We start from the raw sequence: 23976 nt of genomic DNA on the forward strand, positions 1-23976 counted from the left end.
TGCGGCGGATGTCAAAGACCAGGCGGCATCATAACTCAGCGCGCGAGGGCGGTAGGGTAGCGGTCGCTGGTCCGCTTCAAGGCATTGAAATCGCTGCGGTTCGTCTGCGCGATTACGCTGGCTAGGCCGGTTCAAGCCGCCGCCACTCGGACAGAACCTGGGGGTCGGTCTCGGTCGCGGCCGCTGAAAGCGCCGCGAAATCGTCAGGCGTCATCAGCCGCGACAGGGCCCAGACGGCGGCGCCGCGCACCAGGGGCGAGGGGTCGGCCAAGAGCGCCTGCGCCGGGGCGATCAGGGCCACGTCCTGCGAATTGCCGACGGCGTAGAGGACGTTCCTCAGGAAACGGTCGCGGCCGATCCGCTTGACCGGGCTTTTGGTGAACAGAGCGCGAAACGCCGCGTCGTCCAGCGCCAGCAGGTCGTTCAGGCGCGGGCTTTCGAAAGCCTCGCGCGGCAGCAGCCGGATCTCGCGGCTTGCTTGCGCGAACTTGTTCCACGGGCAGGCGGCCAGACAGTCGTCGCAGCCATAGATGCGCGACCCGGTCAGGGCGCGGAACTCGACCGGCCAAGGCTCGGCGAATTCGATGGTCAGATAGGACAGGCAGCGCCGGGCGTCTAGTTGGAAGGGGGCCGGGAAGGCGTTGGTCGGGCAGGCGTACAGGCAGGCGGTGCAGCGGCCGCAATGTTCTGTCTCGGCCTCGTCCGGTTCGATCTCGGCGGCGGTCAGTATGGTCCCCAGGAACAGCCAGTTGCCGTGGGTGCGGCTGAGCAGATTGGTGTGTTTGCCCTGCCAGCCCAGGCCCGCGCGCTGGGCCAGCGGCTTTTCCATCAGGGGGGCGGTGTCGACGAAGACCTTGATGTCCGCGCCGTTGCGGGCCGCGATCTGGCCCGCCAACTGTTTCAGCCGGCCCTTGATGACATCGTGATAGTCGTCGCCGCGCGCATAAACCGAGATATAGCCGGCCGAGCGGTCGGCCAACTGATCCAGCGGGTTCTCGGCGGGGCCGTAGTTCATGCCCAGGACGATGGCGGTCCTGGCCCCGTCCCACATGGCGGTCGGGTGCTGGCGGCGATCCAGCGTGGTCTGCATCCAATCCATGTCGCCATGCCGGCCCGCATCCACGAAGGCGCGCAGCCGCTCGCCCGCCGGCCAGGCGTCCGCCGCCGAGGCGAACCGGCAGACATCGAAGCCCAACTCGGCCGCGCGCTGGCGGATGAAGGTTTTCAGGCGGTCGGACACGGGGCGGGGGATAACACAGAATTCGATCTCGGCGTTCACGCGCAACAGGCGTCAGTCGGCGGGCGCCGCGCCGTCGAACAGTTCGATGATCTGCGCCCGGACATCCACGGGCCAGGGCGCGATCAGGGCGATCAGACGCTCGCGGTCGGCGGCGAACAGGGCGCGGCTGGCCTCTTCGAAATCGGGGGCGTCGCCGGCCATTTCGACCATGAAGCCATAGGCGGCGTCGGTGCGACGGCGGCGCGCATCGTCGTCCGCGCCGATCTTGCGCGCCTGTTCCACCAGCCGACGCAGGGCAGCCGAGGCCCCGCCCGGCTGGGTCGCCAACCAATCCCAATGGCGCGGCAGCAGAGTGACCTCGCGCGCAGCGACGCCCAGGCGCGGGCGGCCGCGTCGCGGCGTCGCCGGCCGCAGATCGAGATCGACCGGACGGCCGGTCCCCAGGTCGAAGACGCGCAGCGACGCCTGGGGCGAAGCCGACAGGGCGGTCTGGAAGGCGGCCGACACGGCTGTTTCCGGTCCCTTGGCGATCCGATCCGAGCCGTCGAACAGGACCAGCTGGCGAAGTTCGTCGTCCATATATTTACCCGGATAAATTTAACGCCTAGGATAATACCCGGATAATAAGGAAAGCCGCCATGACCACAAGCCGCAAGGCCCTGATCGCCGAATACAAGGAGCGGCCGACCATCGCCGGAATCTACGCCGTGATCTGCAGTGCGACGGGCCAGGTCTGGGTCGGCAAGAGCCGCCACATCGACACCGAACAGAACGGCCTGTGGTTTGCGCTGCGCCATGGCGGCAGCCCGTACCGGTCGCTTCAGGCGGCGTGGACGGCGCATTCGCCCGAGGATTTCCGCTTCGAACAGCTGGACCGTCTGCCCGAGGACATTTCCGATCTGCGACGCAAGGACGAACTGGCGGGACGCGCCAGGCTGTGGATCGCGCGGCTGAACGCCGAGGCGCTTTAGAAATCCAGATCCGCATACCACCCCGACGGCGGCACGCCGACGAAGCGGTCCGCCAGCAGGGGGCGGAAGCAAGGGCGGGATTTCAGCTTGGAGTACCAGGTCTTCAGCGCGGGCCAGGTCTGCCAGGGGATTTCGCCGAAATAGTCCAGGACCGACAGGTGGGCGGCGGCGATCAGGTCGGCCTGGGATAGGCGGCGCCCGGCCAGCCAGTCGCGGGCGGCGACCAGGTCTTCCAGCATCGCCAGGTGGGATTTCAGGGCGTCGCGGCCGTCGCGCAGGGCGCGGGCCTCGGGCGGGCCGAGCTTGAGCAGGGGTTTCTCCATCCTCTCGTGCAGCAGAACGGCGTCGACCTCGTCGGTGAACCGGCGCTCGAACCAGCCGGTCAGGCGGCGCGCCTCGGCCCGTTCGCCCGCGTCGGCGGGCAGGAGCAGCGGCCCCTTCTGCTGATCCTCGACCCAGCCCAGGACGGCGGGCAGTTCGCACAGGGTCAGGGGGCGGCCCCGGTCGCTGGTCTGGATCACCGGCGGCAGGCCCGAAGGATTGAAGTCGTTGACCGGACAGTCGTCCTCCCACGGACGGACGGGCGTATCGGTCCAGTCGATCCGCGCCTCGCCCAGCGCCAGGCGCGCGGCGCGCGAGGCGGGCTGGAAGGCGAAGTGGAAGAGAACGCAAGGATCGGCCATCGCGGCTTGATGCGCCCCGACCCGTTAAATCGCCGTTTACCGCGTCAGGACCAGGGGCCCTTGGCGACGGGGGCGGAGGGGGCTTCGGTCAAGGCCTCGGTCGGCGATGCGGCGGCGGCCGGTTCGGCGGCCGGGGCCGAGGGGCGGGCGAGGCCGCGCGGATCGGCGTGGATCAGGATGTCGGCGGCGGGGAACCGCTCCAACACCCGGCGTTCGGCCTCGACCACGATGGCGTGGGCGGCGTCAAGCGTCAGGGCGCCGTCCAGATCGACGTGCATCTGGACCATCATCACCGGCCCGACCATGCGGGTGCGCAACTGATGCACGCCCGACACGCGCGGGTCGGCCAGGACGGCCTGGGCGACGGCGGCGCGGTCGGCCTCTGGCGCGGCGCGGTCCAGGAGGTGATCGGCGGCGGCCTTCAACATGCCGGTCGCGCCCCAGAACAGCCAGACGGCGACGACCACGCCGGCCGCCGCATCCAGCCCCGGCGCGCCCAGGAAGGCGCCCGACGCCACCCCGATCAGAACCACGACATTGGCGGCCAAGTCGGCGGCGTAGTGGGCGCGGTCGCCGGCCACGGCCAGGGAGCCGGTCTTCTTCAGCGCCCGGGTCTGCATCCACACCAGCCAGCCGGTGATGGCGATGGCTGCGACCACGACGCCGGTCGCCCAGACGCCGGCCGTGACGGGGCGGGGATCGAAGATGCGCTGCATCCCCTCCCAGCCGATGAAGACGGCCGAGGCGAAGACCAGACCCGCCTGGACCAGGGCGGCCAGGGCTTCGCCCTTGCCGTGGCCGTAGCGGTGATCTTCGTCCGGCGGGGCGGCGGCCCAGCGCACGGCGAAGAAGGTGGTCAGGGAAGCCGCCAGGTCCAGGGCCGAATCCGCCAGACTGGCCAGGATGGAGACCGAGCCGGAGGCGCCTAGGGCGAACGCCTTGAGCGCGATCAGCGCCACCGCCACCCCCACCGACAGGCGGGTGATGCGCCGCGTGGCGAGATGGGCGTCTTCCAGGGGCGCGGGGGCGGGGGCGGGCGTCGTCATTTGACGCCTCTTCTCGCGCAATCGTGGCGGAAAGCCAACCGCTCGCCTAATCGGGGGCGATTGCGCTAAAGGCAGGCAGGCCGGGCGCGCGGCGTCCGGGTTCATGTGTTTTCGGGGTTTTCATGTCGGACTGGCTGGCGGTTATCATCCTGGGTCTGGTCGAGGGGCTGACCGAGTTCATACCGGTGTCCTCCACCGGCCATATGCTGCTGCTGGGCCATTTCATGGGGTTCGAGAGCGCGGGCAAAACGTTCGAGATCGTCATCCAGCTGGGGGCGCTGCTGGCCATCGTCAGCGTCTATTTCAGGAAGCTGTGGACGCTGGCGACGCGCTGGCCGTTCGACCCGGAGGCGCGGCGGTTCCTGATCGGGCTCCTGGTCGCCTTTCTGCCGGCGATGGTGATCGGCTTTGCCGCCTACGACTTTATCAAGGGGGTGCTGTTCGAGACGCCCCAGGTGATCTGCATCGCCCTGATCGTGGGCGGCGTGATCCTGCTGGCCTTGGACCGGATGGACAAGGCGCCCCGCTGGCTGGACGCAGAGACCTATCCGATGCGGATATATTTCCTGATCGGCCTGTTCCAGTGCCTGGCCATGATACCCGGCGTGTCGCGATCCGGCGCCACCATCGCCGGCGGCCTGCTGCTGAAGACCGACAAGCGGTCGGCGGCCGAGTTCAGCTTCTTCCTGGCCCTGCCGACCATGGGGGCGGCGGTGGCCTATGACCTTTTTAAGAACCACAGGACGCTGGACTTCAGCGACGTCGGCCTGATCGCCGTCGGTTTCGTGACGGCCTTCCTGGCGGCCCTGGCGGTGGTGCGGTTCCTGCTTGATTTCGTGTCCAGGCGCGGGTTCGGCGTCTTCGCCTGGTGGCGGATCGCGGTCGGGGTCGTGGGGCTGGTGCTGCTGCAAGCCGGGTTCTGAGGCCATGACCACGCTGCTCTATGGCCGCCCGCCGGCCGTCTTCGATCCGCCCGGCGACGCGATCCAGACCTCGCCCCTGATCCCGGATTCGGCGGCGCTGGAGGCGCAGGCGCCCGGATCGGCCGATGCGGCGATGATCTACGCCCCGCCCGGCGTGCTGGAGCGGCGCTATGTGCTGGCCCTGGCGCTGAGGGCGCTGAAGGTCGGCGGGCGGCTGGACGTCATGGCGCCCAAGGATCGGGGCGGCGCACGCCTGGGCAAGGAGCTGAAGGGCTTCGGCCTGGAGGTCGCCGAAACGGCCAAGGCGCATCACCGGCGCTGCGTCGTCATTCGCCCAGAGACGGTCGCGGTGCTGGACGAAGCCATCGCCGCGGGCGGACCCCAGATCGCGCCGGGGCTGGAGGCCTGGTCGCAGCCTGGGATATTCGCCTGGGACCGGATCGATCCGGGCTCGGCGCTTCTGGCCCGGCATTTGCCGCCGATGAAGGGCGAGGGGGTCGATCTGGGATGCGGATATGGGGCCCTGGCGACCGTGGTGCTGCGTTCGCCCGCGGTGACGAAGCTGAAACTGGTCGACCTGGACCGTCGCGCCATCCGCGCCGCGCGCGAGAACGTCAAGGACGAACGGGCCAAGGTCTGGTGGGCCGACGCCCGCACCCTGGAGGCCAAAGGCGACAAGGATTTCGTGGTCAGCAATCCGCCCTTCCACGACGGCGGGGCCGAGGACCGGCGGCTGGGCCAGGCCTTCGTGCGCAAGGCGGCCGACCTGCTGAAGAAGGGCGGGGTCGCCTGGATCGTGGCCAACCGCCACCTGCCCTATGAGGCGGAGCTGGACGCGGCGTTCAAGCGGGTGCGCGTCGTCGCCGACGAGGGCGGCTACAAGCTGTTCGAGGCCACCAAGTGATTTTCCTTCCGTCTTCGTCATCCTCCGGCGAGCGCAGCGAGACCGGGGGACCCAGCGGCGCGCGCGAGCGCGAATCTGTCGCGGCGTTTCTCCTCGACCATCGGTGCGGCCGAACCATCGCCTTCGGCGCCGCCGGGTCCCCCGGTCTGCGCCGCAAGCGGCTTGCCGGAGGATGACGAAAGACATGGCCAAGACCCTGACCTCTCGCGTCGACCGCCTGCTGGGCTCGATGGGCTATGGCTCGCGCGCCGAGATGGCGCGGATGGCCAGGGCGGGCGGGATCGTGCTGGACGGGGCGGACCTGACCGACGTGTCCAGGCGGATCGCCGTGACGCCCGACCTGCCGACGCGGATGGAGATCGACGGGGAGCCGCTGGACCCCGTGCCGGGACTGGTGATCCTGCTGAACAAGCCCCTCGGAATGACCTGTTCGCACAAGGAGGAGGGGGCGTTGGTCTATGACATCCTGCCCGACCGGTGGCGCCGGCGCGATCCCGCGATCTCGACCATCGGGCGGCTGGACAAGCAGACGACGGGCCTTCTGCTGCTGACCGACGACGGCGACCTGCTGCACCGGGTCATCAGCCCCAAACGCCATGTGGCCAAGGTTTACCGAGCGGGGCTGGCGCGGCCGCTGGCGGGGACGGAAGGCGCGTTGTTCGCCTCGGGCGAACTGGTGCTTGAGGGCGAGGACAAGCCGCTGGCGCCGGCGGTGCTGGAGATCGTGACGCCGACGGAGGCGCTGTTGACGGTGACGGAAGGGCGCTATCATCAGGTCCGGCGCATGTTCGCCGCCGTCGGCAACCACGTCGAGACCCTGCATCGCGAGCGGCTGGGCGGGCTGGTCCTGCCGGCCGATCTGGCGCCCGGACAGTGGCGGCTGGCGACGGCGGATGAGGTCGCCTCGATTTTCACGGCGCCCGAGAGCGTGGGCTGAAGGTCTTGACGCCTGCGGGATCGGACGCGCAGGTCGAGGGATGACCACCAAGATCAAGATCTGCGGCTTGACCACGGGCGAGACGTTGGACGCCGCCTTGGACGGCGGGGCCGATTTCGTCGGAGCGGTGGTGTTCCCGAAAAGCCCGCGCCATCTCGCGCCCGAGACGGCGGCCGAACTGTTCGCGCGGGCGCGGGGGCGGGCCGGGATCGTGGCGGTGACGGTCGATCCCGACGACGCCCTGCTGGACGAGATCGCGCGGACGCTGAGGCCCGACTTCGTCCAGCTGCATGGATCGGAGACGCCGGCGCGGGCGGAACGGGTGCGGACGCTGACGGGGGCGGGGGTCATCAAGGCCCTGCCGATCCGGCAGGCGGACGACTTCGCCGCCGCCGACGAATGGGATTATCACGCCGATCATCTGATGTTCGACGCCAAGCCGCCGGAGGGGTCGGGCCTGCCGGGCGGGATGGGGCACAGTTTCGACTGGACCCTGCTGGCGGACAAGGCGTTTCGCCATCCGTGGTTCCTGGCGGGCGGTCTGACCCCCGACAATGTCGCCGAGGCGCTGCGGATCACCGGCACGCCGATGGCGGACGTGTCCTCTGGCGTCGAAAGCGCGCCGGGTGTTAAGGACGCCAGCCGGATCGCGACCTTCATCCGAAACGCGCGCCGGTCGTAATTGCGACGCCTCCCCGCGTGAAAGTCGAAACCGTGAACGCTCAGACGCCTCTCCAAGCCGCCGATTCCGCCCCGCTGGCGAACGCCTACGCCTGGCCCGACGCCAAGGGACGGTTCGGCCCCTATGGCGGGCAGTTCGTCGCAGAGACCCTGATGCCGCTGATCCACGAGCTGGATGCGGCCTATAAGGCGGCCAAGGCGGATCCCGGCTTCCAGGCCGAGCTGGACGGTTTCCTGACCCACTATGTCGGTCGCGAAAGCCCGCTGTATTTCGCCGAACGGCTGACCGAGCATTTCGACGGGGCGAACATCTGGCTGAAGCGCGAGGACCTGAACCACACGGGCGCGCACAAGATCAACAACTGCATGGGCCAGATCCTCTTGGCCCGTCGCATGGGCAAGACCCGGATCATCGCCGAGACCGGCGCGGGTCAGCACGGGGTGGCCTCGGCGACCGTGTCGGCGCGGTTCGGCCTGCCCTGCACCGTCTATATGGGGGCGGTGGACGTGGAGCGGCAGCAGCCGAACGTCTTCCGCATGCGGCTGCTGGGGACCGAGGTCTTTCCCGTCACCGCCGGAGCCGCGACCCTGAAGGATGCGATGAACGAGGCGATGCGCGACTGGGTCACGAACGTCTCGGACACCTATTACATCATCGGCACGGCGGCGGGGCCGCATCCGTACCCAGCCATGGTGCGCGACTTCCAGTCGGTCATCGGCAAGGAGATCAAGACCCAGTCGCTGGCCCAGATGGGCAAGCTGCCCCAGGCCGTCGTGGCCTGCATCGGCGGCGGATCGAACGCCATCGGCGCCTTCCACCCCTTCATCGAGGACGAGGGCGTGCGGCTGATCGGGGTCGAGGCGGCGGGTTACGGCCTGGACACGCCCGACCATGCGGCGTCGCTGAAGGGCGGGCGGCCTGGCGTGCTGCACGGCAACCGGACCTATCTGCTCCAGGACGACGACGGCAACATCGTCGAAGGGCATTCGATCTCGGCGGGTCTGGACTATCCGGGCATCGGGCCGGAACACGCCTGGCTGCACGACATCGGCCGGGCCGAATATCGTTCGGCGACCGACGACGAGGCGCTGGAGGCGTTCCAGCTGTGCTCCAAGCTGGAGGGGATCATCCCCGCCCTGGAACCCGCCCACGCCCTGGCGCGGACCGGCGAGATCGCCAAGGAAGTTGGAAAGAACGGCGATGTGGTGCTGCTGATGTCGGGACGCGGCGACAAGGACATCTTCCAGGTCGCCAAACATCTGGGAGTGGAATTGTGAAGCCTGTTCTTCTGGCCGCGAGCGCCGCGCTCGCCCTGTCCGCCGCCGCCGTCCAGGCCCAGGCCGCCGTCCAGACGCCGCCGCCGGCTGCGGCCCGGCCGGCGCCGCAGGGCGGACCGGCCGATGTCGGCCTGCTGCCCGGCGCGGAACTGGCGGCCGATTGCGGCGCGCTGAACAATCTGGCCGGGCGCGCCTGGTGCGTGACGGCTCAACTGGGCCAGATCGGCGCCCTGGCCGACGCCTATATCGCCGACCTGGCGAGCAAGGGCTGGCTGGCGGCCGGCGGCGACGAGAACCGCGTCGTCTTCGTCAAGCGCCGCGCGGCCGGCGGCTGCGACGGCATGCAGATGGTCGCCTTCTACGACACGACCAAGACCGCCGTCGCCGAACTGCCCGCCTATCTGGGCTTCGCCACCATTCCCGGCGACGTCTGCGCCGCGCAATCGGCCGCGCCGGCCGCCGCCGGATCGCTGTCGCAATGACCACCGCCCGAATCGACGCGCGCTTTCAGGCGCTGAAGGCCGAGGGCCGTGCGGCCTTCATTCCCTATGTGATGGGGGGCGATCCGTCGCGGGATGAGGCGCTGGCGATCCTGAAGGGGCTGCCGGCCGCCGGGGCGGACATCATCGAGCTGGGCTTTCCGTTCAGCGATCCGATGGCCGAGGGGCCGCCGATCCAGAAGGCGGCGATCCGAGGGCTGACGGCCGGGTTCGGCCTGCGGTCGACGATGGATCTGGCCAGGGATTTCCGCAAAGGCGACGACGCCACGCCGATCGTGCTGATGGGCTATCTGAACCCGATCGAGAGCCTGGGCTACGACGCCTTCGCCGCCTATGCGGCCGACTGCGGCATCGACGGGCTGATCGTGGTGGATTGCCCGCCGGAAGAGGCCGGGCCGCTGGTCGAGGCGCTGGACAAGGTTTCGATCGCGCTGATCCGCCTGGCGACGCCGACCTCGGACGACGCGCGTCTGAAGGTGGTGGTCCAGGGGACGTCGGGCTTCGTCTATTATGTCGCCGTGGCGGGCGTGACCGGGGTCAAGGAGGCGGACGCCGATATAGTGGCCCCGGCCGTGGCGCGGGTGCGGGCGGCCTCGGGCCTGCCGGTCGCGGTCGGCTTCGGCATCAAGACGCCGGAACGGGCCGCCGCCATCGCCAGGGTGGCCGATGCGGTGGTGGTGGGCTCGGCCCTGGTGGACGAGGTGGCCGCCGCGCTGGAGGCGAACGAAGCGGCCGCCCCGCGCGTTCTGGCCCGGGTCAAGGCCCTGGGCGACGCCGTGCGGTCTGTCGTGACTAGTGCTTCCGTGGCGGAAACCGTCTAAGAGCGCGCGGATGAACGACAAGACCAAGCCTCAGGAAAAGCGCGTCGGCTGGCTCAGCCGCTTCGCTCCCGGCGTGCGCAAGATCGTCTCGCGCCGCGATACGCCCGACAATCTGTGGGTCAAGGACCCCGACAGCGGCGAGATGCTGTATCGGCCGGACCTGGAGACGGCCCTGTGGGTCACGCCGTCCGGCCGCCATATGCGGATCGATGCGCCGACGCGGCTGAAGGCCACCTTCGACGGCGGCGTGTTCGAAGCTGTCGACAGCCCCGATGTGCCCGAGGACCCGCTGAAATTCTCGGACGGCAAATCCTACAAGGACCGGCTGAACGCGGCGCGCAAGGCGGCGGGCCGCAAGGACACCATGGCCATCGGCGTCGGCCCCGTCGGCGGCCAGATGGCGGTGGTGATCGTCCAGGACTTCACCTTCATGGGCGGGTCGCTGGGCATGGCGGCGGGCGAGGCCTTCATCAAGGCCGCGCGCGAGGCCGTGGCCCGCAAGCTGCCGCTGGTCTGTTTCACCGCCGCCGGCGGCGCGCGGATGCAGGAGGGCGCCCTGTCGCTGATGCAGATGGCGCGCACCACCCTGGCCGTCGAGGAGCTGAAACAGGCGAAACTGCCCTACGCCGTGGTCCTGACCGACCCGACGACGGGCGGGGTGACGGCCTCCTACGCCATGCTGGGCGACGTGCATCTGGCCGAGCCGGGCGCCCTGATCGGCTTCGCCGGCCCGCGCGTAATCGAGGCCACCATCCGCGAGAAACTGCCCCCCGGCTTCCAGCGCGCCGAATATCTGCAGGAAAAGGGCATGGTGGACCGGGTGGTGACGCGCGCCGACCTGCCGCGCACCCTGGGCCAGATTCTGTCCATGCTGATGGGCGGGACGCGCCAGGCGGCCTGACCGCCGTGGACCCGATCTCCGAGCGCCTGCGGGCGCGGCATCCGCAACGGATCGACTTGTCCCTGGACCGGATGAGGACGCTGTGCGCCGCCCTGGGCGATCCGCAGCACCGCTTGCCGCCGGTGGTTCATGTGGCGGGCACCAACGGCAAGGGATCGACCGTGGCCCTGATCCGGGCCATCGCCGAGGCGGCGGGTCTGCGGGTCCATGCCTATACCTCGCCCCATCTGGTGCGGTTCAACGAGCGGATCCGGCTGGCCGGCAAACTGATCGAGGACGCGGCGCTGAACGCCGTCCTGGACCGGATCGAAGCCGTCATGGCCCAGACCGACAGCGAGGCCACGGTGTTCGAAAGCACCACCGCCGCCGCCTTCCTGGCCATGAGCGAGACGCCCGCCGACCTGGCCGTGATCGAGGTGGGGTTGGGCGGGGTGCTGGACGCCACCAATGTCATCGAACGCCCGCTGCTGAGCGTGATCGCGCCGGTCGACTACGACCACGCCGAGTTCCTGGGGACCGATCTGGCCGGCATCGCCTCGGAGAAGGCGGGGGTTCTGAAGGCCGGGGCGCCGGCGGTGATCGCGCGTCAGCGGGAAGAGGCTATGGCCGCCATCGAACGGCGCGCAGCCGACGTCCATGCGCGGCTGACGGTGCTGGGGGTCGATTTCGACGCCTGGGCCGAGCGGGGCGGCATGGCGTTCCAGACGGCGGACCTGTTCATGGACCTGCCGGCGCCGGCCCTGGCGGGGGCGCACCAGATCGACAATGCGGCCCTGGCCGTGGCGGCGGCCATCGAACTGGACCTGCCGGAAGCCGCGATCGCCGAGGGGCTGCGGACCGTGCGCTGGCCCGCGCGGCTGCAACGGCTTTCGGCCGGTCCTTATGGCGAGGCGGCCAGGGCGGCGGAGGCCGAACTGTGGCTGGACGGCGGGCACAATCCCCACGCCGGACGCGCGCTGGCCGCCTTCCTGGCCGAGCGGCAGGCGCGGGCGCCGCGTCCCCTGGCCCTGATCTGCGGCATGCTGGCCAACAAGGACGCGGGCGGCTTCTTCGCGGCCCTGAAGGACAGTCACGCCACGGTCTTCACCGTCGGCTTCGACGGGGCGGCGGCCGACCCTGCCAGCCTGGCCGCCGTGGCGCGCGGTCACGGGCTTGCGGCGACGCCTGCCGGATCGGTCGGCGAGGCGCTGGACCTGGCCCTGCGCCTGGGCGCCGGCCGCGTCGCCATCTGCGGCTCCCTGTATCTGGCGGGCGAGGTGCTGGGCGCCAGCCAAGCGACCTGGCCGGATTAGCGCCGACCTTCCCTCCCCGGAACGGGGATTGAGAATAGGCGGGCTATTTGCTCATCCAGGGTCGGGACTTTCCGGCCTCGATCCGGGCGTTCTGCTCGCGCTGGAAACGGCCGCCGCGCGGCGGCTTGGGGCGACCGGCCAGCTTGGCGTTTTTCAGGCGCAGAGCCTTTTGCACCGGCGTTTCGCCGGGGATGTCGTCAGGCGTGTCCTGGTCGCTCATGGCGTATCCTTAGCATGAAAAACGCCCGCCGGTCGGAACCGGCGGGCGCGATCTTAGATCCGGCGGAGGGGGGATCAGGCGTCGGCCTTGACGCCGGCCTCGGCCAGCCATTCGACGATCTTGCCCTTGGGCATGGCGCCGACCTTCATCGAGGTCATCTGGCCGTCCTTGAACAGCATCAGGGTGGGGATGCCCATGGGGCTGTCGTCGATATTGACCTTGGCCACCGTGACCTGGCCGCCCAGTTCGTCGGCGATCTGCTCCAGCGCGGGACCGATCTGTTTGCACGGGCCGCACCATTCGGCCCAGAAATCGACCAGGACCGGGGTCGAGGCCTTCAGGACGTCGGCGTCGAAGCTTTCGTCGGTGACTTTTACCGTCGCCATAGATGGTTCCTTGGGGCGCTGTCGTTCGGCTCGCGGAGTCGAGCGGCTCGAGCGCGATAGGGGTTGTCCGGCCTGTCCGGGTTCGCTGGCAGATGTGGGAGCGAATCGCGGGCAAATCAACTCTTCCACTCCATGACCCGTCAAGCCCAAGCGCCGGTTGCGGCCGAGGGCACCTTCGTTGAGGCACTTCGAGCAACTGAAAAGAACTCTAAGGTTCGAGCTCTATGTCCCAATACAGATAGTCGAGCCAGCTCTGATGCAGGTAATGCGGCGGGAAGCGGCGGCCCGCGTCCTGAAGCTGCCAGGCGTTTGGGCGATAGGGATCGCGGCGGATCGGCATCATGGCCTGGCGCGGGGTGCGGCCGCCCTTTGCCAGATTGCAGGGGCTGCAGGCGGCGACGATATTGTCCCAGGTCGTGCGCCCGCCCTGAGAGCGCGGGATCACATGATCGAAGGTGAGCTCGGTCGACTGGCCGCAGTACTGGCAGGCGAAACCGTCGCGCAGAAAGACATTGAAACGGGTGAAGGCGGGGCTGCGATCCTGATCGACATAGGATTTCAGCGCGATCACGCTGGGCAGCTGCATCTCCATCGAGGGAGAGCGCACCACCTTGTCGTACAGGGACACCACGTCCACCCGGTCCTGATAGACCGCCTTGACGGCCTCCTCCCACGGCCACAGCGACAGGGGATAGTAGGACAGGGGTCGGAAGTCGGCGTTCAGCACCAGGGCCGGCCACCCGGACGGGGGTCGATGGAGAACCTGCATCAGGCCCTCCCGCCGGCGGCGGAGGTTATGGAGGCGACAGGACTGAAGACGCGGCTCCTTCCCTAGTCTGAAGGCCCAAGACTACGCGCGATTCGACGACGTCGCCATGACGAAGACGCGACCTTCGCGCCTCAATTTCGAACGGGGAAACCCGGCAGCGTCCATCCCCACCGCAGGGCCGCCGCCCGCAGCATGAAGCCGCACAGGGCGGCCGCGATCGCGGCGGGCCAGACGCCGACGCCCGGCGCCCGCAGGACCATATAGACCGTGGCCGCCAGGATGGCCGCCGTGACGTTGATCTCGCGCCGCAACAGGATGGAGGGCTGGCCCGCCAGGGTGTCGCGCACCACCCCGCCGAAACAGGCGGTCAGCGTGCCCATGACGATGCAGATCAGGGCCGGGGCGCCGGCCGCCTCGGCCTTGGCCGCGCCCATGACGCCGTAAGCCGCCAGCCCGACCGCATCCAGCCACAGCAACGCCCGGAACCGCCAGTCCCGCTGGCCGATCAGCCACAGGATCGTCGAGGCGATCAGACAGACGGCGACATACCGCCAGTCCTGGACCCAGAAGACCGGCAGACCCAGCAAGAGGTCGCGCAGCGTGCCGCCCCCGACGCCGGTGATGGCGCCGAAGAAGGCGAAGGTGACGACGTCGTGTTTCTCGCGCGCGGCGGCCAGGGCGCCGGTGGCGGCGAACACCGCCACGCCCGCGAAATCCAGCGCCGACAGAACGGTCTGGGGATTGCGCAGCGGTTCGCTCAGGACGGGGTCGAGCGGGGTCATGCCGTCGTCTCCCGCACGATCTCGCCGCGCTTGACGCCAGTGTACCACGCCCACAGCAGATGGGTCGCCACGGCGCGATAGGGCCGCCATATTTCGGCGCGGGCGTAGGCCGCCTTCTGATCGGGGCGGGCATCGGCTCCGTCGGCCCAGCGGATCGCCTCCTGCAGGGCGACGTCCCCGCCCGGGAACACGTCCAGCCGCCCCTCGCACATCAGCAGATAGGCCTCGGCCGTCCATAGGCCCACGCCCTTCAGCGCGGTCAGGGCCGCAATGGCGGACTGGTCGTCCAGGTTCGACAGATGCTCCAGGTCGATCTCCCCGGCGATCTGGGCGCGCGCCATCCCTTGGCCATAGGTCGCCTTCTGCCGCGACAGGCCCATGCCGCGTAGTTGCTCCAGGTCGTGGTCCAGCAGACGTTCGGGCGTGATCTCGCCCAGACCCTCGCGCAGCCGCGCCCAGACCGAGGCGGCCGAGGCCACCGACACCTGCTGCTCCACGATCATGCGGAACAGGCCTTCGAACCCGCCGACCCGCAGCCGCCATTCGAACGGCGGCGTCTGGGCGTGCACCGCCGCCAGGACGGGATCGGCGGCGACCAGCGCCTCACGCGCGGCGGCGATATCATCGGGCGTGGGTTGAAGCGGCATGGTCCCTCTATGCCGCGCCCGGTCGTTCAGGGAAATGGCGACGATGGCGGATTCCGGCTGGCGACCGCTCGAACCAATAACTATTATTGATCGATGGAATGGAGGAGGTCGTCATGACCATGACCGTCGAACTGGGCGCCTTGGAACAGGTGGTGGACCGGCTGGTCCGCGACGGCCGCTACGGCTCCAAGAGCGAGGTGCTGCGCACGGGGGTTCGTCTGGTTCAGGAGCACGAGGCGCGCCTGGCGGCCCTGTTGGGAAAGTTGGAAGAGGGTATCGCCGACGCCGACGCTGGTCGATTGTCAGCTCTTGAGGACGCTCGAGCCGCGTTCGAGGCGCGCTGGGCTGCCGACGGCGGATGAAGGTCCGCATCGCGCGAGCGGCGATCAATGACCTGGTCGAGATCGAACGGCATATCAGCCGGGACAACCCTGCCGCCGCTCGTCGTCAGGTCGCCGCATTGTTCGACCGCTGCCACAGCCTGGCGCACAATCCGATGCGTTATCCTGCAACGCCGATCACCGGCCTACGCCGACGGCCGCATCGATCGTATCTGATCTTCTATCGCGTCACGAGCGATGTTGAGATCATCCGCATCCTTCACGCCGCGCGCGACTGGACCCATCTGCTGGCGACGGACGACGACTGAGCCGTGTTTATAACCCGCTTCGCCCCCTCCCCCACCGGCCGCCTGCATAAAGGCCACGCCTTTTCGGCCCTGACCGCCTGGTCGGCGGCGAAGGCGGCGGGCGGGCGGTTCCTGCTGCGGATCGAGGACATCGACCCGACCCGCTGCAAGCCTGAATACGAGGCTGGGATTCTGGAGGACCTGACCTGGCTGGAGCTGGATTGGGATGGGCCCGCACGTCGCCAGTCCGATCATCTGGGCGACTATGCCGCCGCCGTCGAAAGCCTGCGGGCGCGCGGTCTGCTCTACCGGTGTTTCCGCACCCGCAAGGACATCCTGAACGCCATAGGAGATGCGCCGCACGGGGCGATGGAGGCCGTGCGGCCCGGCCCGCATCCAGCGGCGGAGGAGGCGCGGCTGCTGGCGGACGGGGCGCCGTTCGCCTGGCGGCTGTCGCTGGATCGGGCGCGCGAGGCCCTGGGCGAGACGATTTGGACCGGCATGAGCTTCACAGAGGAAGGGGCGGGCCCCGACGGCCAAACCGGCGTCCTGCCCGTCGATCCGACGGCGGGGGGCGACGTGGTTCTGGCGCGAAAAGATACGGGCGTCGCCTATCATCTGGCCGTCACCCACGACGACGCCTTGCAGGGCGTGACCCATGTGATCCGGGGCCAGGACCTGTTCGCCGCGACCTCGGTGCAGCGGCTGATCCAGACGCTGATGGGCTGGCCGGCCCCCGCCTATCGCCACCATCGGCTTCTGGCCGGACCGGACGGGCGGCGCTACGCCAAGCGGGACCGCTCAGTCACCCTGGCCGAATTGCGGGCCGGCGGACTGACGCCCCAAGCTCTGCGCGCCGAACTGGGCTTCAGTCGCGGCGGCTGAAGATGCGCGAGGCGCCGTAGCCCGTCAGGGCCGCCAGGACGACGCACAACACGCCATAGAGCCACGGACGACGATGGGCGAACTCGTAGATGTCGCGCTCCAGCCCCACCTTTTCGACCGTCAGCGTCAGGTTGGAGACCGATTGCGGCTCTCCGTCCTGGAACAGCCAGACTTCGGCGTAGTATTTTCCGGTCGGAGCCACGGTCGGCAGCTTGACCTCGGCCCTGAACAGGCCCCGGTCCACGAACTCCACCCCCTGGGAATCGGTGTCGTAGAGTGCCGCCGCCTCCTTCAACCGGATCACGGCGCGGCGCCAGTCCAGATAATCGTCGCCCAGCCGACTGACCACCACGTCGCGCACGCCGTAGCGGGTGACGGTGCGGCTTTCCTCGGGCGCGTCGATGCGCAGGTGATCGACCCCGACGCCCAGGCGGCGCAACTGGCCGAAGTCGGCGATGTCGCTGAGCGGCCGGGTGGAGGCGGTCATGTAGAAGCCGGGAGCCCCCTCGAACAGCACCGGGCGGCTGTTCAGCCAGACGCCCGAGGTGCGGACTTTCTTGACCAGGCGGATCGGGGCGTCTGGCCCGCGCACCACCACGACCACATCCGCCGGCTCGGGCGTTGGATTGAACACGGCACCGTACAGGACGATGGAGGCGCCCCGGAAGCTGGAATCGACCTTAACCTGGGCGTCTGTCAGGGCGGCGGCGACGCGCAGGGCGCCGGTGGTCGCCTGCGAACGGTCGGGCGCGGCGGCCGTCGCGGCGGGCGGCGCCGGATCGGGCGGCGGCAGGGCCTGGATCATTCGGGAACCCCCGGCGCGATCATGAAGATGTCGGCAGGCCGCACGAACAGCTCCAGCCCCATCTGGATGCCGACCAGCAGGACGATCAGCCCCAGAGCCGCACGCAGTTCCTCGGCGCGGAACCGACCAGCGAACCGGGCGCCGATCTGGGCCCCGACCACCCCGCCCAGCAGCAGGATGGTGGACAGCACGATGTCGACCGTCTGGTTCCGTCCGGCCTGCAGGATGGTGGTGATGGCGGTGGTGATGATGATCTGGAACAGACTGGTGCCCACCACGACGCCGGCGCGCATCCGCAGGACATAGAGCATGGCCGGCACCAGGATGAAGCCGCCGCCCACCCCCATGATGGCCGACAGCACCCCGGCGAAGACGCCTAGGCCGAACGGCGGCAGGGCGCTGATGTAGAGGCCCGACTTGGGAAACTTGATCCGCAGCGGCAGGCCGTACAGCCACATGGGCCGCCTCCGCTCCTTGCGCGGCGCGGGGACGCCCCGGCGGCGGCGCAGGATCTCGGTCAGGCTCTCGTTCAGCATCAGGACGCCGATGGCGCCCAGGAAGACCAGATAGGACAGGGCCACCACCAGATCGGCCTGACCCAGCAGCCGCAGGTAGCGAAACAGTTCGACCCCCGCCAGGGCCCCTGCCGCCCCGCCGGTCGCCATCACCGCCCCCATCTTGAAATCGACCGCGCCTTGACCGGCGTAGCGGATCACCCCCGAGGTCGAGGAGGCGACGACGTGGCTGGCCTGGCTGGCCACGGCCACCGTCGGGGGAATGCCCAGGAAGACCAGGATCGGGGCCATCAGGAAGCCGCCGCCGATGCCGAACAGGCCCGAGACGAACCCGACCACCGCCCCCAGGATCACCAGGGTCGGCCAGTTCACCGAAACCTCGGCGATCGGCAGATAGATGTCCAAAGGACAGGCCTTCGGCTGGAGCGTTTACAGGGTCGCCGTCAGGCGGGGCGGAAGCGGTCTTTCTAGCCCGTCGCCTGCGACGCGGTCTGCGACGAAGGTCGGGACTGGGCGACGAAGGCGTCGGCGGCGGCGCGGGCCGCGCGCTGGTCCGTGGCGCTGGCCAGGGGACGCAACCGCGTCACGGCGGCCTGGGCTTCGCTGTCGCCGCCACGCGCGGCGATCATATACCACTTCAAGGCCTCGGTCGGATTCCTGGCCACGCCGTCCGCGCCGGTCTCGTAGATGCGCGCGACGTTGTACTGGCTGTCGGGCAGGCCGCCCTGCGCGGCCTTCAGCAGCCAGGCCAGGGCCTCGGCCTGGTTGGCCGGGCCTCCGTCGCCTTCGTACAGCTGCATTCCATACAGATGCATCCCGCGCGGATCGCCGCCTTCGGCCGCGCGACGGCCCCACTGGCGGCTCTTGGCCGGATCGGCCGGAACGCCGGCGGCGCCGTCCAGATACAGCTGACCCAAATAGGTCTGGGCCGGGGCGTAGCCCAGGTCGGCGGCGCGCGTCATTCCCGCCAGGCCCGACATGTCGCCGCCGTCCAGCTTGCCGATGGCGGCCTCGTAGTCGGCGGCGCCGGGTCCGGCGATGTCGAAGGCGGCGCGCGGTCCGGTCGGCGTCACGGCCGAGGCGGCGAGGGGCAGGGCGGAGGGAGCGTCGGCCGCCTTCTGGCCGCTCGTCGCCGACGACCCGCCGATCAGGTCGGGCAGGTCGAAGCCCGGCGCGCCGCCGTCGGTCAGCGACAGATAGCCATATACCCCGCCCGTCAGGGCCACGGCCGTGACCGAGGCCAGAAAGGTCTTCTTGACCGTCGAGCCGTCGCGGGCCGCCTGCTTGTCCAGCCGCTCCTGCAGCTTGGACTTGCCGCCGCGCTTCAGGCCGAAGCCTTGGCGCGGGGCCGGCTCCGGCTCGGCCGGGGCGGTGATGGCGGCGCGGGCGGCGTCGATGGTCGAGCGGGTCGAGGAGGCTCGGCCGGCCGCAGCCGCCGCGCCCATGCTGGCCCGCAACTGGCGCGGATCGACGAATTCGGTCTCGCCGCCGAAATCGTCGTCGTCGTCCAGCGCCGAGGCGGGGCGCGGTTCGGGAGCGGACGCGGCGGTGGAGAAGCCGGGCGAAGTGGCTTCCAGCGCATCCTCCACATCGGCCCCGCCAAAGCCGCTGAAGGGCTGGATGACGGGTTCGCTGTCGACCGGCTCGGTTTCGACGGGCGCGGGTGCGGCGGTTGGTTCGGGCTCCGCGAAGACGCTGGCCGGGAAGGGTGCGGCGGCGGCCACGGCCGGCGTCACCGGATCGCTGGACCAAACATTCTGGTCGGCGAAGGTCTCGTCGGGAAAGGCGGCGGCGCGCCAGTCGCTTTCGAGCGATGCGGACAGGATCGGGGCGGCCGCCGCGCGTTCGGCGACGGCGCGCGAATGGGCGCTGTCCAGCGGCTTGTCGCGGATCGGGGTCGGGCCGCGCGTCTCGATGCTTTCGCGCGCCTCGGCCAGCAGGCGGGCGGTGCGCTCCTCGCTCATCCGCATCCGCTCGGCCAGTTCGCCCGAGGCGCGGTCGTAGCGCTGCTCGATCTTCTCCGAACTTTCCGACAGGCGGCGGCCGATGTCCTCCAGCGCCTGTTGCGAGCGGCGCTCGGACTGGGCGATGCGGTCGCTGAGTTGGTCGGAGATGCGGGTGATCTCGCCGCCCAGTTTCTCCAGCGCCAGGGCGTGGCGGTCGTCGCTGGCCGTCAGCCGCTGATCGACGCGGTCGAGATGGCGGGCGAAGTCCTGGTCCAGGCGGGCGGCGCGACGCGCCACCTCGGCCTCGATGGTCTGGCCGACCGCCTCGGTGACCGCCCGGCCGATCGCGTCGGCGCGCCCGTCGGCGTCGCCCTCGACCTTCTGAACGCGGGCGCTCAGGTTGCGGGCGATGCGCATGACCTCGCGGCCCATCGCCTCCAGGCCCACGGCCGACTTCTGTTCCGAGGCCTTGAGCTGCTCGCCCACGGCCTGGACGGCGCGCTCGATCCGGTCGATCCGCGCGCCGGTCTCGGCGGCGTCCAGACGCTGCATCATCTCGGCGCGATTGTTGTCGATCTGGCGTGACAGGCTCTCGGCCAGTTTTTCGAACCGGGCCGCGTCGCGCGCGCCTTCCGGCTCGACCCGGCTCTCGGCCGTCCGCATCCGCCGGTCCAGTTCGGCGAAAGAGCGTTCCAGCGTTCTCAGCGCCTCGGTCGTGCGGTTCTGGGCCGCGTCCAGCCGCGCCCCGACCTGAGCCATCAGCTCGGCGCCGACGCCGGGGCCGGCGGCCTTCTCGACCGCCTCCATCCGTTCGCGCAGGTCGTTGACGCCCAGCCGCTGGCGTTCCTCGATTTCGTAGAGCCGGCCCGACAGGGCGCCCAGCGCGGTCTCGACCTTGGCGAAGCCTTCTTGCGTCGCCGGGCCGGTGTCGCGCTCGAAGGCGCGCAGGCGCCGATGCCCTTCGCGCAGCTCTTCGGCGATGTCGTCGAGACGGCGGGCGTGAGCCTGGGTTTCGACATCCTGGCCGTCCAGACGCCGCATCAGACCGGCGACCGCCTGGTCCACGCCCTGGATGGCCGCGGTCGAGCGGCGTTCGGCGGCTTCCAGCCGCGCGGCGATGGCGTCGATGGAGGCGCTGATCCGATGTCCGTCCGTCTCGGGCAGGGCGTAGGCGTCGTCCAGCCGGCGGCTGCGGCTGCGCCGCTCATAGGCGTCGGAAGCCGGGCCGCGACGCGGCAGGGTGGCGTAGCCCTCGTCCTCGTCCTCCATGATCATGGAGTTGAGCCATTCGCCCAGCGTCATGCCGGAACGGCGCGCCAGATCCTTGGCGACTTCGCGCGCCTTCGGATCGATCCCCTTAACGCTCCACGGCGCCGCTGCGCTCACTGATTCGTCTCCCGGCCCATGCGACGAAGGCTATACCGTCCATATCGAGGGTGTAAACTGATGGTTAACCGCAATATCTAGCGGCGATCCGCCTATCCTGTGGACAGCGTCGTCGTCTTCTCTGATTAGTGAGCCATCACGGTTAACGCGCGGTGAAGATTAACTTCCGGGCAAGGGTTTCGCTTGCCAAGCGCGGCGGGTTTCGTCACCTGCGACCCTATGAGCCTGACCGTCACCCTCGGCCTGCTGGGCGTCGCCCTGGCCGTCATGATCTTCACCGGCTGGCGCGGGGCGCTGCCGCCCGACCCCCTGAAGGGACCGCGCCTGACGCCCTGGCGGTTCCTGATGATCGCCGCCGCCGCCGCGGCCCTGTTGCTGCTGATCCACCTGGCCACCCTGTTCGGCGCCGAACGGGCGCCCTGGATTCCGGGTCGCTGACCTCGCTCGACCGTCCTGAAGGGAAGCGCGGAGTGGAAACCGTCGTGCATCCCTATTGGAAGGAGCGCGCCCGCGCCGCCTCCAGGTCGGTCGGGTTGTCGATCGACAGGGGGGCTTCCTCGATGACGGCGGCCCAGATCTGCATCCCCAGTTCAAGCCCGCGCAATTGCTCCAGCTTTTCGCGCTTCTCCAGCGGCGACTGCGGCGCCGCGCAGAAGCGGTTCAGGGCCTCGCGGCGATAGCCGTAGACGCCGACGTGGCGCCACACGGCCCCGTCGCCGTAAAGGGTCGAGCGGGTGAAATACAGGGCGCGGCCCTGGCGTTCGACCTCTCTCCGGTCGTTCTGTTTCAGGGCCAGCACAGCCTTGACCACGTCGGGATTGGTCCGGTCCGACACATCGGCCTCGGCCGCGACAAGGGTGGCGATGTCGCAGGCCGGTTCGCCGTGCAGAATGGCCGCGCAGGCGGTGGCCAGGCCGGGGCTGGCGAAGGGCATGTCGCCCTGGACGTTGATGACGGCGTCGAAATCGCCTTGCGGATCGATGGCGTCCACAGCAGCGCGGATGCGGTCCGAGCCGGAGGGCAGGTCCGGGTCGGTCAGGATCGCGCGTCCGCCCTCGGCCTCGATCGCCTCGACGATCTCGGGATCGCCGGCGGCGACCGCCACCGGCAGGCCCGAGGCCTCGGCCTGGCGATAGGCGCGCACGATCATGGGGACGCCGCCGATCAGGGCCAGAGGCTTGTTGGGCAGACGGGTGGCCGCCATACGAGCGGGTATCATTATCAAAGGGTTCATCGGCTTCCCTGGCGCGATACCGAGCCGGCGTCTGCCGGGCCGGTTGCGAAGGCCGCGCTAGCGTGCCAGACACGGCAAGGCAAGACTATGACCAGGCGCGGTTCAACAGCCTGGAAGCGGCGGAGGGGAGAGACGGGGCGCATGAGCGGCGATCTGAAGTGGAACAAGATTTTCGGCGCGGCCCTGGGGACGGCGTTCGTCATCCTGGTCGTGCAGCAGGCGTCGGGCCTGATCTATCACTCCGAACCGCCGGAAAAGATGGGCTATTTCGTCGACGCCCCAGACGAGACAGCCGGCGCCGAACAGGCCGAGCTGCCGCCGGACTGGGGCACGGTGCTGCCCGCCGCCGACCTGGCGGCGGGCGAAGCGGCCTTCGCGCGCTGCCAGGCCTGCCATGACGGCCACCAGGGCGGCGCCGACAAGATCGGTCCGAATTTGTACGGCGTGATCGGCGGTCCGGTCGAGCACCGCCCCGGCTTCGCCTATTCGGACGCCATGACCAAGCACAAGGCCGAGGTTCCGACCTGGACCTATGACGCGGTGAACGCCTTCATCACCGCCCCGGCGCGCTATATTCCTGGCACCAAGATGTCCTTCGCCGGCATTCGCGACACCCAGACGCGCATCAATCTGATCGCCTGGCTGCGGACTCAAGGGTCGACCGGCTACGCCATTCCCGCGCCCGATCCCTCACGTCAGCCGGGCGCCGCGGCTCCGGCCGGCGCGCCGTCCGAGGGCGGCGAACCGGCGGTGACGGAAGGCGCGGCTGCGACCGAGTCCGCCGGAACCTCGCCCGCCGCCGCCGCGCCCGACGCCGTCCAGGCGACGCCGGCCGCCCCGCCGGCCGCGACCAGCGCGGCGCCGCCGAACCACTGACCTCAGAGAATTTGCGCCGCCTCGTCGAAGCTCAGGCGGGGCGAGCGGGGAAACAGGTTCTCGTCCGAGCCATAGCCCAGGTTCAGGATGTAGTTCGGCTCGACATTGCTGTCGGGGAAGAACTCGGCCTTGACCGCTGGGGCGTCGAAGCCGGACATCGGGCCGACGTCCAGGCCCAGGGCGCGCGCGGCGATGGTCAGATAGCCGCCCTGCAGCGAGGCGTTGCGGAATGCGCTCTCGCGGCGGCCGGCCTCGTCGGCGAACCAGTCGCGGGCGCCCGGCGCGTGCGGGAACAGGGCGTGCAGATGGTCGTGGAAGTCGATGTCCTGGGCCAGGATCAGATTAACCGGGGCCTGCTGGGTCTTGGCGCGATTGCCCTCGCTCATCAGGGGGACCAGCCGGGCCTTGGCCTCGGGCGAGGTGATGAAGACGAAGCGGGCGGGGCCGGCGTTGACGGCGGTCGGGCCGAATTTGGTCAGGTCGTACAGCTTGCGCAGCAGTTCGGGCGGCACCGGACGGTCGGTCCAGGCGTTGCGGGTGCGCGCCTCGGTGAACAGTTGCGACAGGGCGGCGTCCGACAGCGGGACGTCGCGTTGGGTGATGGCGTCGTAAGCCATGGGGAGGATGCCTTCCTGAATAACAGCAACGAGTGCGGATGCTAATTAAGCTCTCTGAAGGCGGCCGCAAGACCGGATCCGGCGCCGCTGGGTTTCCGAAATC

The 23976-nt window shown here is 69.6% G+C and carries 29 protein-coding genes; 15 read left to right on the plus strand and 14 right to left on the minus strand.

Annotated features, from left to right (window positions below):
- Positions 1 to 121 precede the first annotated feature (121 nt).
- Together queG and DI624_RS07460 are read right to left on the minus strand one after the other, a co-directional pair.
- Complete coding sequence (gene queG / locus DI624_RS07455; protein WP_291537191.1) at positions 122 to 1240, minus strand: tRNA epoxyqueuosine(34) reductase QueG; 1119 nt, start codon at positions 1238 to 1240, stop codon at positions 122 to 124.
- Between the two features lie 51 nt (positions 1241 to 1291).
- Positions 1292 to 1819: a DUF2239 family protein gene (locus tag DI624_RS07460; RefSeq protein WP_291537143.1), complete on the minus strand. Its 528-nt coding sequence runs from the start codon at positions 1817 to 1819 to the stop codon at positions 1292 to 1294.
- A 59-nt stretch (positions 1820 to 1878) separates the two neighbouring features.
- Here DI624_RS07460 and DI624_RS07465 point away from each other — a divergent pair, with 59 nt between their 5' ends.
- A complete protein-coding gene (locus DI624_RS07465) occupies positions 1879 to 2211 on the plus strand; it encodes a GIY-YIG nuclease family protein (protein ID WP_291537145.1) in 333 nt (110 codons plus the stop codon).
- On the opposite strand, the gene DI624_RS07470 is transcribed toward DI624_RS07465, so the two are convergent.
- Together DI624_RS07470 and DI624_RS07475 are read right to left on the minus strand one after the other, a co-directional pair.
- On the minus strand, positions 2208 to 2894 hold the full coding sequence (locus DI624_RS07470) for a glutathione S-transferase family protein (RefSeq protein ID WP_291537146.1): 687 nt from the start codon (positions 2892 to 2894) through the stop codon (positions 2208 to 2210). The two genes, DI624_RS07465 and DI624_RS07470, sit on opposite strands and share 4 nt — an antisense overlap.
- A gap of 44 nt (positions 2895 to 2938) precedes the next feature.
- Positions 2939 to 3940, minus strand: coding sequence for a cation diffusion facilitator family transporter (locus tag DI624_RS07475; protein WP_291537147.1), 1002 nt, complete (start codon positions 3938 to 3940; stop codon positions 2939 to 2941).
- Positions 3941 to 4062: 122 nt separating this feature from the next.
- On the opposite strand from DI624_RS07475, the gene DI624_RS07480 reads away from it, so the two are divergent.
- From DI624_RS07480 to DI624_RS07520, 9 genes are all read left to right on the plus strand, one after another.
- Positions 4063 to 4863, plus strand: a complete 801-nt coding sequence (locus DI624_RS07480; RefSeq protein WP_291537149.1) for an undecaprenyl-diphosphate phosphatase — start codon at positions 4063 to 4065, stop codon at positions 4861 to 4863.
- A 4-nt stretch (positions 4864 to 4867) separates the two neighbouring features.
- On the plus strand, positions 4868 to 5767 hold the full coding sequence (locus DI624_RS07485; protein ID WP_291537151.1) for a class I SAM-dependent methyltransferase: 900 nt from the start codon (positions 4868 to 4870) through the stop codon (positions 5765 to 5767).
- Between the two features lie 184 nt (positions 5768 to 5951).
- Complete coding sequence (locus DI624_RS07490) at positions 5952 to 6704, plus strand: pseudouridine synthase (RefSeq protein ID WP_291537152.1); 753 nt, start codon at positions 5952 to 5954, stop codon at positions 6702 to 6704.
- Between the two features lie 40 nt (positions 6705 to 6744).
- Entirely contained in the window at positions 6745 to 7386 is a 642-nt protein-coding gene (locus tag DI624_RS07495; RefSeq protein ID WP_291537153.1) for a phosphoribosylanthranilate isomerase, read from the plus strand.
- Positions 7387 to 7460: 74 nt separating this feature from the next.
- Entirely contained in the window at positions 7461 to 8663 is a 1203-nt protein-coding gene (gene trpB / locus DI624_RS07500) for a tryptophan synthase subunit beta (protein ID WP_291537192.1), read from the plus strand.
- Positions 8660 to 9145 carry a hypothetical protein gene (locus DI624_RS07505; RefSeq protein WP_291537155.1) on the plus strand — a complete coding sequence of 162 codons (486 nt, stop codon included), beginning with the start codon at positions 8660 to 8662 and terminating at the stop codon, positions 9143 to 9145. Before trpB ends, DI624_RS07505 begins: the two co-directional genes overlap by 4 nt.
- Positions 9142 to 9984 carry a tryptophan synthase subunit alpha gene (gene trpA / locus DI624_RS07510; RefSeq protein ID WP_291537156.1) on the plus strand — a complete coding sequence of 281 codons (843 nt, stop codon included), beginning with the start codon at positions 9142 to 9144 and terminating at the stop codon, positions 9982 to 9984. The genes DI624_RS07505 and trpA overlap by 4 nt, the downstream gene beginning before the upstream one ends.
- A gap of 10 nt (positions 9985 to 9994) precedes the next feature.
- The gene (gene accD / locus DI624_RS07515) at positions 9995 to 10885 is read left to right on the plus strand and encodes an acetyl-CoA carboxylase, carboxyltransferase subunit beta (protein ID WP_291537157.1); all 891 of its coding nucleotides are present in this window, start codon (positions 9995 to 9997) and stop codon (positions 10883 to 10885) included.
- Between the two features lie 5 nt (positions 10886 to 10890).
- Positions 10891 to 12177 carry a folylpolyglutamate synthase/dihydrofolate synthase family protein gene (locus DI624_RS07520; protein ID WP_291537158.1) on the plus strand — a complete coding sequence of 429 codons (1287 nt, stop codon included), beginning with the start codon at positions 10891 to 10893 and terminating at the stop codon, positions 12175 to 12177.
- 43 nt (positions 12178 to 12220) lie between these two features.
- Here the strand turns inward: DI624_RS07520 and DI624_RS07525 are convergent, their stop codons facing one another.
- The 5 genes from DI624_RS07525 to DI624_RS07545 form a co-directional block, all read right to left on the minus strand.
- Positions 12221 to 12397, minus strand: a complete 177-nt coding sequence (locus DI624_RS07525; RefSeq protein WP_291537160.1) for a hypothetical protein — start codon at positions 12395 to 12397, stop codon at positions 12221 to 12223.
- Between the two features lie 74 nt (positions 12398 to 12471).
- Positions 12472 to 12783 (minus strand): thioredoxin, encoded by a 312-nt coding sequence (gene trxA / locus DI624_RS07530; protein WP_291537161.1) that lies wholly within the window; start codon positions 12781 to 12783, stop codon positions 12472 to 12474.
- Positions 12784 to 12991: 208 nt separating this feature from the next.
- Positions 12992 to 13552 (minus strand): HNH endonuclease, encoded by a 561-nt coding sequence (locus tag DI624_RS07535; RefSeq protein WP_291537164.1) that lies wholly within the window; start codon positions 13550 to 13552, stop codon positions 12992 to 12994.
- A 131-nt stretch (positions 13553 to 13683) separates the two neighbouring features.
- The gene (locus tag DI624_RS07540) at positions 13684 to 14334 is read right to left on the minus strand and encodes a trimeric intracellular cation channel family protein (RefSeq protein WP_291537166.1); all 651 of its coding nucleotides are present in this window, start codon (positions 14332 to 14334) and stop codon (positions 13684 to 13686) included.
- Positions 14331 to 14981, minus strand: a complete 651-nt coding sequence (locus DI624_RS07545) for a DNA-3-methyladenine glycosylase 2 family protein (RefSeq protein ID WP_291537167.1) — start codon at positions 14979 to 14981, stop codon at positions 14331 to 14333. The genes DI624_RS07540 and DI624_RS07545 overlap by 4 nt, the downstream gene beginning before the upstream one ends.
- 113 nt (positions 14982 to 15094) lie before the next feature.
- Here DI624_RS07545 and DI624_RS07550 point away from each other — a divergent pair, with 113 nt between their 5' ends.
- From DI624_RS07550 to gluQRS, 3 genes are read left to right on the plus strand one after another with little or no spacing between them, the layout of a single operon-like run.
- Entirely contained in the window at positions 15095 to 15343 is a 249-nt protein-coding gene (locus DI624_RS07550) for a type II toxin-antitoxin system ParD family antitoxin (RefSeq protein WP_291537168.1), read from the plus strand.
- On the plus strand, positions 15340 to 15630 hold the full coding sequence (locus DI624_RS07555) for a type II toxin-antitoxin system RelE/ParE family toxin (protein ID WP_291537170.1): 291 nt from the start codon (positions 15340 to 15342) through the stop codon (positions 15628 to 15630). Before DI624_RS07550 ends, DI624_RS07555 begins: the two co-directional genes overlap by 4 nt.
- Before the next feature lie 3 nt (positions 15631 to 15633).
- Positions 15634 to 16494 carry a tRNA glutamyl-Q(34) synthetase GluQRS gene (gene gluQRS / locus DI624_RS07560; RefSeq protein WP_291537171.1) on the plus strand — a complete coding sequence of 287 codons (861 nt, stop codon included), beginning with the start codon at positions 15634 to 15636 and terminating at the stop codon, positions 16492 to 16494.
- Here gluQRS and DI624_RS07565 read toward each other — a convergent pair.
- From DI624_RS07565 to DI624_RS07575, 3 genes are all read right to left on the minus strand, one after another.
- On the minus strand, positions 16478 to 17299 hold the full coding sequence (locus tag DI624_RS07565; protein WP_291537172.1) for a TIGR02186 family protein: 822 nt from the start codon (positions 17297 to 17299) through the stop codon (positions 16478 to 16480). The genes gluQRS and DI624_RS07565 overlap by 17 nt on opposite strands.
- Complete coding sequence (locus DI624_RS07570; protein WP_291537173.1) at positions 17296 to 18219, minus strand: sulfite exporter TauE/SafE family protein; 924 nt, start codon at positions 18217 to 18219, stop codon at positions 17296 to 17298. Before DI624_RS07570 ends, DI624_RS07565 begins: the two co-directional genes overlap by 4 nt.
- A gap of 62 nt (positions 18220 to 18281) precedes the next feature.
- On the minus strand, positions 18282 to 21146 hold the full coding sequence (locus DI624_RS07575) for a hypothetical protein (RefSeq protein WP_291537174.1): 2865 nt from the start codon (positions 21144 to 21146) through the stop codon (positions 18282 to 18284).
- 219 nt (positions 21147 to 21365) lie between these two features.
- On the opposite strand from DI624_RS07575, the gene DI624_RS07580 reads away from it, so the two are divergent.
- Positions 21366 to 21584 carry a hypothetical protein gene (locus DI624_RS07580; protein WP_291537176.1) on the plus strand — a complete coding sequence of 73 codons (219 nt, stop codon included), beginning with the start codon at positions 21366 to 21368 and terminating at the stop codon, positions 21582 to 21584.
- Positions 21585 to 21636: 52 nt separating this feature from the next.
- Here DI624_RS07580 and DI624_RS07585 read toward each other — a convergent pair whose 3' ends face one another.
- Entirely contained in the window at positions 21637 to 22380 is a 744-nt protein-coding gene (locus DI624_RS07585; RefSeq protein ID WP_291537177.1) for a 3-deoxy-manno-octulosonate cytidylyltransferase, read from the minus strand.
- 141 nt (positions 22381 to 22521) lie between these two features.
- Here DI624_RS07585 and DI624_RS07590 point away from each other — a divergent pair, with 141 nt between their 5' ends.
- Entirely contained in the window at positions 22522 to 23256 is a 735-nt protein-coding gene (locus DI624_RS07590; RefSeq protein ID WP_291537179.1) for a c-type cytochrome, read from the plus strand.
- A 2-nt stretch (positions 23257 to 23258) separates the two neighbouring features.
- Here DI624_RS07590 and DI624_RS07595 read toward each other — a convergent pair whose 3' ends face one another.
- Positions 23259 to 23873 carry a malonic semialdehyde reductase gene (locus tag DI624_RS07595; RefSeq protein WP_291537181.1) on the minus strand — a complete coding sequence of 205 codons (615 nt, stop codon included), beginning with the start codon at positions 23871 to 23873 and terminating at the stop codon, positions 23259 to 23261.
- Positions 23874 to 23976: the final 103 nt, after the last annotated feature.

The sequence above is a fragment of the Brevundimonas sp. genome (assembly GCF_003248455.1).
Lineage (GTDB): Bacteria > Pseudomonadota > Alphaproteobacteria > Caulobacterales > Caulobacteraceae > Brevundimonas.

Bases quoted from the DNA above. Each gene is read 5' to 3' on its own strand.
- DI624_RS07465 (WP_291537145.1), top strand. From the start codon at position 1,879: ATGACCACAAGCCGCAAGGCCCTGATCGCCGAATACAAGGAGCGGCCG.
- DI624_RS07595 (WP_291537181.1), bottom strand. From the start codon at position 23,873: ATGGCTTACGACGCCATCACCCAACGCGACGTCCCGCTGTCGGACGCC.
- DI624_RS07475 (WP_291537147.1), bottom strand. From the start codon at position 3,940: ATGACGACGCCCGCCCCCGCCCCCGCGCCCCTGGAAGACGCCCATCTC.
- DI624_RS07460 (WP_291537143.1), bottom strand. From the start codon at position 1,819: ATGGACGACGAACTTCGCCAGCTGGTCCTGTTCGACGGCTCGGATCGG.
- accD (WP_291537157.1), top strand. From the start codon at position 9,995: ATGAACGACAAGACCAAGCCTCAGGAAAAGCGCGTCGGCTGGCTCAGC.
- DI624_RS07525 (WP_291537160.1), bottom strand. From the start codon at position 12,397: ATGAGCGACCAGGACACGCCTGACGACATCCCCGGCGAAACGCCGGTG.
- DI624_RS07580 (WP_291537176.1), top strand. From the start codon at position 21,366: ATGAGCCTGACCGTCACCCTCGGCCTGCTGGGCGTCGCCCTGGCCGTC.
- DI624_RS07540 (WP_291537166.1), bottom strand. From the start codon at position 14,334: ATGACCCCGCTCGACCCCGTCCTGAGCGAACCGCTGCGCAATCCCCAG.
- DI624_RS07545 (WP_291537167.1), bottom strand. From the start codon at position 14,981: ATGCCGCTTCAACCCACGCCCGATGATATCGCCGCCGCGCGTGAGGCG.
- DI624_RS07550 (WP_291537168.1), top strand. From the start codon at position 15,095: ATGACCATGACCGTCGAACTGGGCGCCTTGGAACAGGTGGTGGACCGG.
- DI624_RS07470 (WP_291537146.1), bottom strand. From the start codon at position 2,894: ATGGCCGATCCTTGCGTTCTCTTCCACTTCGCCTTCCAGCCCGCCTCG.
- DI624_RS07480 (WP_291537149.1), top strand. From the start codon at position 4,063: ATGTCGGACTGGCTGGCGGTTATCATCCTGGGTCTGGTCGAGGGGCTG.
- trpA (WP_291537156.1), top strand. From the start codon at position 9,142: ATGACCACCGCCCGAATCGACGCGCGCTTTCAGGCGCTGAAGGCCGAG.
- DI624_RS07565 (WP_291537172.1), bottom strand. From the start codon at position 17,299: ATGATCCAGGCCCTGCCGCCGCCCGATCCGGCGCCGCCCGCCGCGACG.
- DI624_RS07495 (WP_291537153.1), top strand. From the start codon at position 6,745: ATGACCACCAAGATCAAGATCTGCGGCTTGACCACGGGCGAGACGTTG.
- DI624_RS07485 (WP_291537151.1), top strand. From the start codon at position 4,868: ATGACCACGCTGCTCTATGGCCGCCCGCCGGCCGTCTTCGATCCGCCC.
- DI624_RS07535 (WP_291537164.1), bottom strand. From the start codon at position 13,552: ATGCAGGTTCTCCATCGACCCCCGTCCGGGTGGCCGGCCCTGGTGCTG.
- trxA (WP_291537161.1), bottom strand. From the start codon at position 12,783: ATGGCGACGGTAAAAGTCACCGACGAAAGCTTCGACGCCGACGTCCTG.
- DI624_RS07590 (WP_291537179.1), top strand. From the start codon at position 22,522: ATGAGCGGCGATCTGAAGTGGAACAAGATTTTCGGCGCGGCCCTGGGG.
- DI624_RS07585 (WP_291537177.1), bottom strand. From the start codon at position 22,380: ATGAACCCTTTGATAATGATACCCGCTCGTATGGCGGCCACCCGTCTG.
- DI624_RS07490 (WP_291537152.1), top strand. From the start codon at position 5,952: ATGGCCAAGACCCTGACCTCTCGCGTCGACCGCCTGCTGGGCTCGATG.
- DI624_RS07555 (WP_291537170.1), top strand. From the start codon at position 15,340: ATGAAGGTCCGCATCGCGCGAGCGGCGATCAATGACCTGGTCGAGATC.